We start from the raw sequence: 13,536 nt of genomic DNA on the forward strand, positions 1-13,536 counted from the left end.
TATTAAATAGAGATGCTGTCCTGAATGATTTTGTAATCTTTTGATTACGTTTTCTCAAAATCTTTCAAGGTTATTTCACTGTTCAGTTATCAAGGTTCTTTGTGTTTCGTTGCTGACCTGCAACTTTTACAGAATATCATGTCTGTCAGCTTTTGTCAACAACTTTTTTCATTTTTTAAATTCTTATCTCCCGCCGCAGCAGGTGTTTTCTGTGCGGTGGAGTTTTATAATAGCACGTCATTTTCGGGATGTCAACACCCTTTTTTCGGTTTTTTTACACACTTTTTTCAGGCGGTTTGTGGTTTCTAACAAAAAGCAATAGATATTGTGGATTCTGTTTTTTCATCCTACAATATCTATTTGCTGATATTTTTATGTCATTTTAAATTTTTTATACATTTTAGAAAACTCCGGCAAATATCTGTACCAGAAGATTATGCTGATAGAGGAATGCGAGGAACTCATTTTCTCCGATATATGTCACCAGCCGCGTGCCCCATTCTGTGGCTGCCATAATATGTATCAGATAAAATGCCACCCAGACTATAAGAAATCCTTTCACACCGCCTGCCAACATTCCCATGAACCGGTTGATTCCTTTCAAAACCGGAAGCTTCACCACCAGATCCAGCACATTCAAAATAATATGAAGAACCAGATATACCACCACATATGTCACTATGCAGGCAATCAGACTGATGATAAAATGCGTGATTTTTTGTGCCATTGCCTGATAAACTCCGCTATCTGCCAGTGCCTGATGGACCGCATCACTTCCCGCTTCTGCCGCTTTGTCCATAAGGGCATCCAGTTCTCCGCCACTGATACCATTTTCTTCTAACTGCTGTCTGGTCTCTTCGGACTTCTCCTGTGCTTCCCGGTCCAGCCGGTCCTGCGCATTTTTTTCCACATGCTCTAAGCATTTCTCCGTGATTCTCTCATCCAGCTCTGTGTTCTCTTCTATATAGGTTGTAATCTTTGGAGCTGCAACCGACACCACTGCAAGGGTGATAATCATTGCAAGCAGGGAGAATACTATTTTTATAAATCCACGGAAGTATCCCTCCAGGGCACATACTACCAGGATTCCAATCACACATATCAATAACCAATTCACTTCAGTCTTACCTTCTCTGTTGTTCCTTCCATTATAAATATATAACCATTCTGGCTGCCGTCTGAAATTACATCATACAGCGGTGTATCAAATGTATAGGAAAATTTCTTTACACCATATGTATTGTAAATCTGACACTCTGTGGCGTTCCGGATACAGATTTCTCCATTTCCAAGGAAGTCCACATTTTCATAATCCATGGTAAAATCCTTGCTTAATACATGTTTGCCACCGGTATTATAAATTTCCATATGGCGGCTTTCTTCTGTGCTTTCGGTATCGGATTCTGCCTGCACATCATTATTGTAAATGATGCCAATATAATTTTCACTGGTAAATACACTCTTTATTTCCTGGTTCAGCGCAATTTCATCATCCGGCTCCGGTTTCTGGGTACCTCTGAACAAAATAATTTTGGAATCGCCAAATGCCACCAGACGGTTGTTATCGGTAAATTCTATCTGTGGTATTATCACATCCGGATAGTCGAAGCTTCCTACCATATAATCAATCTCATTTTGTCCTACTGAGCCAAAATTGTAGAATTTGATTGTGCTGCATACTTCTCCATTATTGACCGTGAGCATGGACACTGCTAATTTCTTTCCATCATTGCAAAGGGAAATATCCAGCGGATAACCGCTTTTTTCTGTATAGAATGCGCCGGACACCAGATTTTTGCCATTTTGGTCATACATACGGATGTAATTCTCTCCGTCACTCTCCATCCATACTGCCACAACGCCCTGGTTGGCTACGCTTATTCTGGAGATGTTCATCGGTGTCTCAATTTTTCCCTGCATTCCCGCCTGATTCATGATATAGATTTCAGTTCCGCCCCTATCTGCCAATGCCACATAATCCTCACAGACATCTGCCATTGGTTCTTTCATCTCATAGGTCTGGTTCCAGTACACTTCATCATTGGCGTCGGTATAAATTGCCCCATCGTTACTATATTTGATAAAACCATTTCCATATGCAAGAAACTGGCTTCCAGCAGTGTCCTGACGTTCCACGCTTTTTTCTACCGTGTAACTATTATATTTCCGCAATTTCTGAAAAAAGAAAATCCCCAATGCTGCAACAGCTGCCAGTGCCAGCAACAACAATATGATTTTTATTATTTTCAAACGATGTTTCCGTATTTTGGTACTCAGTTCTTCTTCGTCTGTTTCGATGGTACGAAACTGTGTTTTATCTGCCATTTCTGTTTCTTAACTCCTGCTGTTCTCTTCACTCTTCTATTGATTATAGCCTATATTCCATGTTTCGGCATTATTTTTTTCTTATGGAAGTATTAATTTTTCGCCAACCTTTATATTATCGACATTTTCAATCCCATTTGCCGCACACAAATCTGCCACATGGGAAGCATCCTGATATATCTTTTTACTGATGGAAATCATGCTGTCTCCCGGCTGCACGATATAATAGCCCTGCTGCAATATAATTTCCGCCTCAGACTGGGGCTGCGTACTTGCGGATGCTGCCTGGTCAGATGTATTATCCGGTGCTGCCGTGTTATCCGGTGCTGCCGTGCTGTCCGGTGCTGCCGTGTTGTCCGCAACCTGTAAGTTTTCTGCATTCTCTTTTTCCGTTGGTTCTACCTGTCCCGCAAGGTCCTCGATGACCAGCTTTGTCTGGGTTTCCGTATCCGGTGCAGGGTCTGTTCCTGATGAATCATTTTTCTGTTCCATGACGCTGACTGCAGTTTCTAGTTTCTTCATTTTCTCATAATTATTGAACATGCTGATGCCTACAACTATGATTGCAATGACCACAAGAAGACCACTTCCATAAACCAGCGAATGAAATGCCGGCAGTTGAAAATTCTTTTTGGGGCGGTTTAAGACCAGCTCCCGGTAGTTTTTTAATGCCTCATCCCGGACCTCCTCCGGTTTCACTTCCTGCGGTGTGTCTTTCCGCGATACTATCATATACTCCTGCATCGCCTGGTTGCGTTCATAATAGATATAATAGCCTTCTTTTTTATGAACAGCTCCATCTTCATATATGTATAACGTTTCTTCTTTTTCCAGGGAATCCGACAGCAGCAGAAGTCTATTGTTTCCACCAAAGAAATTTTTCAGTATCCGTTCCAGTTCCGGTGTCAGGCAGGGTGCTGTCCCCTTCTCATCATAAAACCAGCCCAGCAGGGTGCTTCCATCAAAATAGCGTTTAATTAAGGTGCATATTTCTGTCCGGATTTTCTCCTGAAAGACCGGAGCAGTCCCACAATATGCAATTTCCGGCAATTCAAATGCACCGTTTACATAGATATTCGTGTTTTTGCCATGGGTTTCGGTTCTGCCCACCAGAATGCATACCCTCCGTTCATTCATTCCGAGAAATGCCGGATGCAGATAGGTGTATACATAATCTTCTATGAAAATGTGTTTTTCACCCTCTGGCGTCCCTATCTGGCGGAAATTTCGTGGAAACGTTGCCGTATCCTCCGCCTTCTCGTTCGTTCTTCTATTTTCTGTCACTATATTTCCTGTTGCGGTATTTCCTGCCGGTGCATTTCCTGTTGCTGAATTTTCTATTTCCTTCCGTTGTATAATCTCTATCACTTCTGCCGCCCCTTTCCTCTTGTCCTGGGACAACCATAACACAGAGGCGGCGGATTTTTTGCCATATCATGGATGGCGAAAAATGAAGTTTCTGACAGGTTTTTACGAAAAAAGCTGCCACTTTTTCAGTGACAGCTTTCCTTTTTGTCTTTTTTAGTTTTCTTTTACAAAGGCTTTTACCTTTTTGTAGATACTTTCTGCATCCAGTCCGTATTTTGCAATCAGTTCCGGTGCCGGGCCTGACTCGCCAAAGGTATCATTTACGCCAATGCGGAGCACTTTGGTCGGTGCTTTCTCGCAAAGGACTTCACATACAGCACTTCCAAGTCCACCGATGATGGAATGCTCTTCTACGGTTACGACTTTGCCTGTCTTAGCGGCTGATGCAGCAACTAATTCTGCATCGATTGGCTTAATGGTATGGATGTTGATAATCTCTGCATCAATGCCATCTGCTGCCAACATTTTCTCTGCTGCTAATGTCTCGCTTACTTCCAGTCCGGTTGCAAAAATGGTAACATCTTTTCCTTCTTTTAAGACGATTCCTTTTCCGATTTCGAATTTGTAATCTTCGTTATCGTTAAATACAGGAATTGCAAGTCTGCCAAATCGGAGGTAAACCGGTCCTACATGTTCATATGCCGCTTTTACTGCAGCTTTTGCTTCAATATCATCACTCGGATTGATCACTACCATTCCAGGAATTTCACGCATCAGTGCAAGGTCTTCTAAGCACTGGTGGGTTGCACCGTCTTCTCCTACAGAGATTCCTGCATGGGTTGCACCGATTTTTACATTCAGGTGTGGATATCCGATTGCGTTACGCACCTGCTCATAAGCACGTCCTGCTGCAAACATTGCAAAGGAGCTCATGAATGGAACTTTACCGCAGGTAGAAAGTCCTGCTGCGATTCCAGCCATATTTGCTTCTGCAATTCCACAGTCCAAGAAACGTTCCGGAAATGCTTTCTTGAAGATTTCCGTCTTGGTTGCACCTGCCAAATCGGCATCTAATACTACAAGGTCTGTGTGTTCCCTGCCCAGTTCTACTAAAGCATTACCGTAGCTTTCTCTTGTTGCAATCTTCTTTACTTCTGACATAATGCTTCACCTGCTTTCTTCAATTCTTCCATTGCCTGTTCGTACTGCTCGTCATTTGGAGCTTTTCCATGCCAGCCCACCTGATTTTCCATAAAGGAAACTCCTTTTCCTTTGGTGGTCTTTGCAATGATTGCAACCGGCATGCCTTTTACTTTCTTTGCTTCTGCAAAGGCATTACGGATTTCTTCCATATCATTTCCATTGATATTGATTACATGGAAATTGAATGCTTCAAATTTCTTATCAATCGGGTATGGAGAACATACTTCTTCTACCGTTCCATCTATCTGAAGGTTATTGTTATCTACGATTACAGTCAGGTTGTCTAAGTGATGTGCGCCTGCCCACATGGCAGCTTCCCAGATTTGTCCTTCCTGAATCTCACCATCACCACACATTGCATACACCCGGTAATCCTTATCATCCATCTTACCAGCCTGTGCCATTCCTACTGCGCAGGACAGTCCCTGTCCTAAGGAACCTGCAGACATATCAACACCCGGAATATGTTTCATATCCGGATGTCCCTGTAAATAAGAACCTGTATGACGCAGTGTCACAAGATCTTCTACCGGAAAATATCCTTTGTGTGCCAGTACAGAATATAATGCCGGAGCTACATGTCCTTTCGACAGCACAAATCTGTCGCGGTCTGCCATCTTCGGATTCTTCGGATCCACATTCATCTCTTCAAAATACAGATATGTCATAATATCTGCTGCGGAAAGTGATCCGCCTGGATGTCCGGATTTTGCACTGTGCAATGCCGTAACAATACTTTGTCTTACTTCATTTGCCTTTTTTTCCAACTCTGCATTCGTCATTTTACTTAACCTTTCTCATGAATAAGCTTGTTTGTATCCATTACAACTCCACACGTCCCTCTAACGCGCGAAGTAATGTTACCTCGTCAATGTATTCCAAATCCCCTCCCACAGGGACGCCGCTGGCAATTCTTGAGACCTTGATTCCAGTCGGTTTCACCAGCTTGCTGATATACATTGCTGTTGTCTCTCCCTCTAAGCTTGAATTGGTGGCGATGATGACTTCTCTTACATCACCCTCCAGCCGATGTATCAGCTCCTTGAGCTTAATGTCATTCGGTCCGATTCCAAGCATCGGAGATATTGCCCCATGAAGTACATGATATACTCCTTCATATTTTCCAGTTTTCTCATAAGCTGCCAGATCCCTGGTGTCCTCTACTACCATGATTACGCTGTGATCCCGCTGGGGATTTTTGCATATCGGGCAGAGTTCATCATCGGTCAGGGTCAGGCACTCTTTGCAGTAGTGTATATTCTGTCTTGCATCTAATATGGAACGACTTAATTTTTCCACATTTTCTTCCGGCATATTCAAAATATGAAATGCCAGTCTCTGCGCCGACTTTGGTCCAATTCCCGGCAAGCCGGAAAGTTGTTCTATCAGACGGCTTATCTGACTGCTGTAATAGTCCATTCTGCTTCCTCTTCTCCTTCAGCTGATTAGAATGGGAATCCGCCGCCAAGTCCACCCATGCCACCGGTAATCTTGGACATGGACTGCTGGGAATATTCTTCAATCTGGCGCAGTGCCTCATTGGTTGCTGCCATAATCATGTCTTCTAACATTTCTACATCATCCGGGTCAACTGCTTCCGGATCAATCTTTACTTTGGTTACTTCTTTCTTACCGGAGACTGTAACCTCAACTGCACCGCCACCTGCTGCGGCTGTTACTTCTTTCTCCTCTAACTCCTTGGATGCCTCTTCCATCTGGCGCTGCATCTTCTGTGCCTGTTTCATAAGGTTTCCCATATTTCCCGGCATTCCGCCCGGAAATCCTCCGCCTCTTTTTGCCATGTTTCCATTTCCTCCTGTATTTTATTCATCTTCAATGGTTATATCCATATTGATTATCTGTGACAAATCCACATAGGATTCTTCAAACGGACGATTCGACTGATTCTGCTGAATCTGAATCTCCACTTCTTTTTCTATATAATCAGAAATCACCTGTCGGATTTCATTTCTGTGGTCTTCCTCTTCCACGTAGCCTGCTGCAACCGGGTCATCCAATACAATCATCAGACGGTCATCTCCGCCAAGACTTAAATGTGCCGACTTAAGATAGGTGCGCACCACGCCGCTCATCTTCGGTAGAATGGAATTCCAGTTCTTTACAATCTGTTCCACATCTTCCGGGATTGCTTTTGGCATTGGCGGACGGCTGACCGGTGCTGCTGCCTCGGCCGGCTGTGTCGCGGTATTCACCGGTGCTGCCATGGGAATTCCCTGCTCCATCTTCTTTTCTAACTTTGCTAACCGGTCTGTAATGGAATCCATGTTGGTCTCCATTGCAGGTTTACATAATTTAATTATTGCGATTTCAATTAAGATTCGTTTCTGGGAAGAATATTTTACCTGATTGGACAGCTCGGAGAAAATCCGGATATACCGCATCAGTACATCTGCTTCTACCAACCGGGCTTCTTCTTTTAAAAGTGCCATGTTCTCAGAAGACATATCTAAGACTTCTTCCATATCGTCTGAGCCTTTTAACAAAAGCAGGTTTCTTAAATACCAGGTAAAGTCATTGACAAACTGTCCTAAATCTCTTCCCTCGATGACCAGCTCTTCTAACTGCGAAATGGCTCCTGCCACATCTTCTGCCAGCACTTTCCGCAGTAATTTAGAAAAGACTTCCGTATCTACTGCACCCAGCACCTCTAACACATGGTCATAGGTCAGCTTCTGTCCCAGATAAAAGGCGATGCACTGGTCTAAAAGGCTTAAGGCATCCCGCATGGATCCGTCTGCCGCTTTGGCAATATAGCGGATTGCCCGTTCTTCCACTTCCACATTTTCCTTTTCCATCAGTTCCATCAGGCGGTCTGATATGGTCTCAATGGAAATCCTCCGGAAATCATACCGCTGACATCTCGAAAGAATCGTAATCGGTATCTTATGGGCTTCCGTAGTTGCCAGTATAAAAATGACATAGGAAGGCGGCTCTTCCAGGGTCTTCAACAAAGCGTTAAAGGCTCCGATGGAGAGCATGTGCACCTCGTCTATGATATAAACTTTGTATTTTCCTTCTGTCGGGCGGTATGCTACCTCTTCCCGGATTTCACGGATATTATCTACACCGTTATTGGATGCCGCATCAATTTCGATAACATTCATGGAACTTCCTGCCGCAATTGCTTTACAGCTTGCACATTCTCCACAAGGGCTTCCATCTACGGGATGTTCGCAGTTGACTGCCTTGGCAAATATTTTTGCGATGGTTGTCTTACCGGTTCCTCTCGTTCCACAGAACAGATATGCATGGCCGATACGGTCTGCCTTTATCTGGTTCTTTAAGGTTGTTACTATATGCTCCTGTCCTTTGACATCCGCGAATTCCTGTGGGCGGAACTTACGGTAAAGTGCCATGTATGACATCTATTCCATCCTCGCTTCTCTTAATCTCCAAAGCTGATTCCAATGGTCTTTGCCTCTTTAATCATCTGGCAGCCCGGGTCAACCGTCTTTAACTTGCCAGCCACATCCTTCAGTGGAACACGCTTTGTCTTATCATTAATCATTGCAATCATGTATCCGTAATCTTCATCAATGATTGCCTGGGCTGCTGCTGCACCAAGCCGTGTACAGAGTGCACGGTCATATGGGCATGGACTGCCACCGCGCTGGGTATGGCCCGGTACGGTTACACGTACTTCGGTGCCACTGCGTTTCTCAATCTGGTCTGCAATCTCATAGGATACAGACGGATATTTATAATTCTTTAACTTCTCTTTGTATTCTTTCTTGGAAAGTGCTGCATCTTCCTTGGAAATAGCACCCTCTGCTACCGCAAGAATGGTAAAGCCTTTTCCATCCCTGGTTCTCTTATCTATTGCTTCGATGACTTTATCAATATCATATGGAATTTCCGGCAGTAATATGATATCTGCGCCACTGGCAACACCTGCGTACAGGGTCAGCCAGCCCACTTTATGTCCCATGACTTCTACGATAAAGACACGATTATGGGATGCTGCTGTTGTGTGTATACAATCAATAGCTGCACATGCTACATTGATTGCACTATAGAAACCAAAGGTAATGTCTGTTCCATAGATATCATTGTCGATGGTCTTCGGCAGATGGATGACATTCAAGCCCTCTTCCCGAAGGAGATTGGCAGTCTTCTGTGTTCCGTTTCCGCCAAGGATTACCAGACAATCCAGTTTCAGTTTATGATAGGTCTGCTTCATTGCTTCCACCTTATCCAGCCCGTTCTCATCCGGCACACGCATCAGTTTAAATGGCTGTCTGGAAGAACCTAAGATAGTTCCGCCCTTGGTAAGGATTCCTGAAAAATCCTTTGATGTAAGCAGACGGTAATCGCCATAAATCAATCCCTTGTAACCATTATAAAAACCGTAGATTTCCAACTCATCCACATTATGACTTAATCCTTTTACCACGCTGCGCATTGCTGCATTTAATGCCTGACAGTCTCCGCCGCTGGTCAACATACCTATTCTTTTCATTTGCTGCATCCCTTTCTTTGCTTATTGTTGTGCATACGCCCACACATCCAAAATATATTATAATATATTTTTTTTTAGGGTACAAGCTATAATGCCCGCTTAAGCAATTTATTTACAGGCAATTACTTTTAAGATATAATCCCATACTCTCTTTGTGGAAGAAATGCTTAATTTCTCCTCTGTGGTATGAATGGCAATCATATCCGGTCCGATGGAGACAGCATCCAGTCCGTCAATCTTACCTGCTAAAATGCCACACTCAAGTCCGGCATGAATTGCTTCTACGGTCGGCTCTTTTCCATACATTTCCTTGAAAATGCGGACCATATCATCCCGGAGTACAGAATCCCTGCGGTATTCCCACGCAGGATAATTACCGGTATTGGTGACTCTTCCGCCAAACTCTTCCACCAGCGCAGCAATACGTTTCAAAAGATATTCTTTTGCGGTTCCCACTGCACTTCTTACGGCATACTGCAGAGTCAGCTTGTCTTTTTCCAGAGTCAGAACGCCGAGGTTTAAAGAAGTCTCTACCAGTCCCTTGATGTCATCACTCATGCGAAGAATTCCATTTGGAAGCAGGTTGATTAAAAGCACTGTTTTTCTTGCCGCAGCTTCTGTTAATACTTCCTTCTCACAGTTTTCTTCTACTGCTACGGATATCTGAATATCCGGATCACTGGTGGAAAATTCATGGGTGATTTTCTCTGCAATTTCTTCTATTTTATGGACAAGCTGTGTGGCATCTTCCTGTACCATAAGCTCTGCTGCACTTTCTCTTGGAATGGCATTCTGCTTATTTCCGCCGGATAATGCTGCTATCTGATAATGATATTCATCTTTTAATTCCAAAAGAATTCTTCCCAGTAAAATGTTGGAGTTGGCTCTTCCTTTGTCAATTTCCACGCCGGAATGTCCGCCCTTTAAGCCTGCCACATGAATAGAAACAAGATTTCCTGCGCTCTTTTCCCATTCCGCCGGAAGCTCACATACGGTGCTGCATCCACCGGCACAGCTTACCAGCATGATTCCTTCATTTTCAGAATCCAGGTTCAGAAGCTTCTTTGCTTTCAAGTGGGAAACATCCAGTGCTACGGCACCTTCCATGCCAACCTCTTCGGACACGGTACAGATAAATTCGATACGCGGATGCGCAATACTGTCAGAGTCTAAGATTGCCAGTGCGTATGCAACTGCAATTCCATCGTCGCCGCCAAGGGTTGTTCCTTTTGCACTGATATAATCTCCGTTTACTTCCAGTGTCAGTCCGTCATTTTCAAAATCAATGGTGCTGCCCGGTTCTTTCTCGCACACCATGTCCATATGTCCCTGAATCATCAGTGGTGCAACGTCTTCATAGCCCGGTGCTGCCTCTTTGATGATAATGACATTTTTTACTTCATCCTGATAATATTCTAAGTTCCGTTCCTTTGCGAAGTTTACCAGATAATTGCTGATTTTCTCCTCTTTATAGGATGGACGGGGAATATTGCTGATTTCTTCAAAATAATGAAATACCTCTTTTGGTTCTAAGCCTGCTAATGCGCTCATTATGATTCCTTCTTTCTTAATTTATTCTCATATACGATAAAATGGTTGTTATGCAAAATCTTGATATACTGGGACAGTCTCTCGTAAAGAGGTTCTGCCTTGTCACCGAATCTTTCTTTTACCAGTGTACCAATCTCATAGATGGTTTTCTTTCCATCCATCTGCTCCCACACGAAGCTGCCGAATTCATCCAGCTCGATATAGCTGTATTTCGGTTTCTTAAATAACACCTGTGCGATTTTGTTAAACACACCTTTGTTATGCATTTTTATTTCTATTTTGCCATCTTTGTTCTTATTACATTCAAATAATGTATTCGGACGTGGGATATAATCTAAATAATTGTCTTTTTTCTTTGCCATATTGCCTCCTATTATCTTCGCTAGCAGTATAAAACATCTGCCGCCTTTTCGCAAGACGGCAGATGTAAGAACTACTTTATTCTGTTTTTAATTTTCTTTTTTCTTCTTTCCACGGATGAAAAGGATTAAAGTTACGGCAAGTAATGCAAAGAATACCAGTCCGCCAATGTTTCCTAAGCTGAAACCGAATATTGCAGATAAGTTAAATGCATCTGCAAAGGTCTCTCCCTTGAATGGAATGACTGCGCAGACTGCAAGGAGTATTCCTACCAGACCCTCTCCAGCAATCAGACCGGATGAATAAAGCACTCCATTTTCCACTTTTCGTTTCTTCTCTTCTTCAGATTCACCCTTCTTCTTATCGAAGTATAAGCGGATTAATCCACCAACAATCATCGGTGTGCTTAAGTAAATCGGAAGGTAAAGACCTACTGCAAATGGCAATACCGGAATTCCAAGGATTTCTACTACTACTGCAATACCAACACCTGCAAATACCAGTACCCAAGGAAGGTTTCCGCCCATAACTCCTTCTACTACCATCTTCATCAAGGTTGCCTGCGGTGCAGGGATTGCTGAGGAACCATAGCTCCATGCTGCATTTAACAGATATAATACTCCACCGATTGCAATAGCAGATGCTGCTACACCGATGATTTCACCAACCTGCTGTTTCCAAGGTGTTGCTCCTACCAGATAACCGGTCTTTAAATCCTGTGATGTATCTCCGGCGATTGCTGCGATGATACAGATGACAGAACCGATTGCAATAGAAGCTACCATTCCAGGCATTCCGATGGTTCCGGTTGCTTTTAAAATCATAGTTGTGATAAGCAGTGTTGCAATTGCCATTCCGGATACCGGGTTATTAGAACTTCCTACGATACCAACCATTCTGGATGATACGGTTGCAAAGAAGAATCCAAAGATTACGATAATAATTGCTCCAAGAAGGCTTACCGGAACTGCCGGAACCAGCCACATGATAATAGCCATGATTCCAATCGTAAGAATTACGATATTTATTGGAATATCTTTATTGAGACGGCTGTTGTCGCCATTTCCTTTGCTTCCGTAGCTCTTTAATGCCTGACGGAAGGTCTTTGCGATAAGTGGCAGATTCTTTACCAGGCTGATGATTCCGCCTGCTGCAACTGCTCCTGCTCCAATGTAACGGATATAGTTTGACCAGATTCCTGATGCGCCAAGTTCAGATACCGGAACGCTTGCCGGGAAAATGGTAAGGTCTGCACCAAAGAGTGCGATTAACGGCATCAGTACGAACCAGCCGATTACTCCACCCGCAAAAATGTAGGAAGATACTCTGGCTCCACAGATATAACCAACTCCAAGAAGTGCCGGAAGTACATCCATTCCGACTCCGGAACCCTTGTAAGATTTGATTTCATAAGTCACTTCACTCGGGAATACTTTCAAACCATCTGTGATGAATTTGTATGCTGCTGCAATTCCCAGACCGGCAAATACGGTACTTGCTTTTGCTCCGCCTTCTTCTCCGGCTACCAGTACTTCTGCACAGGCTTTTCCTTCCGGATAAGGAAGCTTTCCATGCTCCTGTACGATTAATGCACTACGAAGTGGAATCATGAACATAACTCCGATGACACCACCGATTAATGCAATCAATGCGATTTCCACTAAAGATGGCATGCTTGTACCACCTTCCTCTGCCCACATGAACAGAGCCGGGAGTGTAAAGATTGCTCCTGCTGCAAGAGACTCTCCGGCAGAACCGATGGTCTGTACCATGTTATTCTCCAGAATGGAGTCCCTTCTTAAAATTACGCGGATAATTCCCATGGAAATTACCGCTGCCGGTATGGATGCCGACACTGTCATTCCTACTCTAAGTCCTAAGTATGCATTTGCTCCACCGAAAACTACGGCCAGCAGGATACCCAGAATAATAGAGATTGGCGTAAGCTCCGGCAAAACTTTGTCTGCTGGAATATACGGCTTGAACTCTTTTTCATTATTCATTTGTCTAATCCTCCTACTTATGGTCACTATAACCAATATAAATAATATTATACGGGCATTTGCCGGGTCTGTCAATGAAATCTGCTTGCATCCGGCAGGAAAATATTGTATGATATATATGTTATTGTGCAAAACACTTTACCACACGAATCCAACAAAGTGTATGCACTCTTTTTTATCTGGAGATGTATCGAAGTGGTCATAACGGGGCGCACTCGAAATGCGTTAGCCCTCCGGGGCACGCGGGTTCGAATCCCGCCATCTCCGTTTCATAAAAAGTGCCGGTGGAATTTTCCACCGGCACTT

At 43.6% G+C, this 13,536-nt stretch carries 12 protein-coding genes and 1 tRNA gene; 1 reads left to right on the top strand and 12 read right to left on the bottom strand.

Features of this window, described 5'->3' with window-relative positions; genetic code table 11:
• Positions 1-400: 400 nt before the first annotated feature.
• From DV740_RS13135 to DV740_RS13190, 12 genes are all read right to left on the bottom strand, one after another.
• Positions 401-1,117 carry a CvpA family protein gene (locus DV740_RS13135; RefSeq protein WP_118088318.1) on the bottom strand — a complete coding sequence of 239 codons (717 nt, stop codon included), beginning with the start codon at positions 1,115-1,117 and terminating at the stop codon, positions 401-403.
• Positions 1,114-2,325 (bottom strand): DUF5711 family protein, encoded by a 1,212-nt coding sequence (locus tag DV740_RS13140; RefSeq protein WP_118088319.1) that lies wholly within the window; start codon positions 2,323-2,325, stop codon positions 1,114-1,116. Before DV740_RS13140 ends, DV740_RS13135 begins: the two co-directional genes overlap by 4 nt.
• Positions 2,326-2,406: 81 nt before the next feature.
• A complete protein-coding gene (locus DV740_RS13145) occupies positions 2,407-3,693 on the bottom strand; it encodes a LysM peptidoglycan-binding domain-containing protein (RefSeq protein WP_118088320.1) in 1,287 nt (428 codons plus the stop codon).
• 153 nt (positions 3,694-3,846) lie between these two features.
• Complete coding sequence (locus tag DV740_RS13150; protein ID WP_118088321.1) at positions 3,847-4,794, bottom strand: transketolase family protein; 948 nt, start codon at positions 4,792-4,794, stop codon at positions 3,847-3,849.
• Entirely contained in the window at positions 4,782-5,618 is an 837-nt protein-coding gene (locus DV740_RS13155) for a transketolase (protein WP_117842076.1), read from the bottom strand. Before DV740_RS13155 ends, DV740_RS13150 begins: the two co-directional genes overlap by 13 nt.
• A 40-nt stretch (positions 5,619-5,658) precedes the next feature.
• The gene (recR, locus tag DV740_RS13160) at positions 5,659-6,255 is read right to left on the bottom strand and encodes a recombination mediator RecR (RefSeq protein ID WP_022244307.1); all 597 of its coding nucleotides are present in this window, start codon (positions 6,253-6,255) and stop codon (positions 5,659-5,661) included.
• A gap of 26 nt (positions 6,256-6,281) precedes the next feature.
• Complete coding sequence (locus tag DV740_RS13165) at positions 6,282-6,638, bottom strand: YbaB/EbfC family nucleoid-associated protein (protein WP_022244308.1); 357 nt, start codon at positions 6,636-6,638, stop codon at positions 6,282-6,284.
• A 21-nt stretch (positions 6,639-6,659) separates the two neighbouring features.
• Positions 6,660-8,222, bottom strand: coding sequence for a DNA polymerase III subunit gamma/tau (gene dnaX / locus DV740_RS13170; RefSeq protein WP_117697858.1), 1,563 nt, complete (start codon positions 8,220-8,222; stop codon positions 6,660-6,662).
• A 20-nt stretch (positions 8,223-8,242) separates the two neighbouring features.
• Complete coding sequence (locus tag DV740_RS13175; protein ID WP_117697946.1) at positions 8,243-9,316, bottom strand: 6-phosphofructokinase; 1,074 nt, start codon at positions 9,314-9,316, stop codon at positions 8,243-8,245.
• A gap of 108 nt (positions 9,317-9,424) precedes the next feature.
• Positions 9,425-10,867 (bottom strand): aminoacyl-histidine dipeptidase, encoded by a 1,443-nt coding sequence (locus DV740_RS13180; protein ID WP_117697860.1) that lies wholly within the window; start codon positions 10,865-10,867, stop codon positions 9,425-9,427.
• Positions 10,867-11,229: a PqqD family protein gene (locus DV740_RS13185; protein WP_022244312.1), complete on the bottom strand. Its 363-nt coding sequence runs from the start codon at positions 11,227-11,229 to the stop codon at positions 10,867-10,869. Before DV740_RS13185 ends, DV740_RS13180 begins: the two co-directional genes overlap by 1 nt.
• 87 nt (positions 11,230-11,316) lie before the next feature.
• On the bottom strand, positions 11,317-13,230 hold the full coding sequence (locus tag DV740_RS13190; RefSeq protein WP_118088322.1) for an OPT family oligopeptide transporter: 1,914 nt from the start codon (positions 13,228-13,230) through the stop codon (positions 11,317-11,319).
• A gap of 181 nt (positions 13,231-13,411) precedes the next feature.
• Here DV740_RS13190 and DV740_RS13195 point away from each other — a divergent pair.
• Positions 13,412-13,497: transfer RNA gene (locus DV740_RS13195), tRNA-Ser, on the top strand.
• The last annotated feature ends 39 nt before the right edge of the window (positions 13,498-13,536 follow it).

This window comes from Roseburia sp. AF02-12 (assembly GCF_003461765.1).
In the GTDB taxonomy this organism is placed as follows: domain Bacteria; phylum Bacillota; class Clostridia; order Lachnospirales; family Lachnospiraceae; genus Roseburia_C; species Roseburia_C amylophila.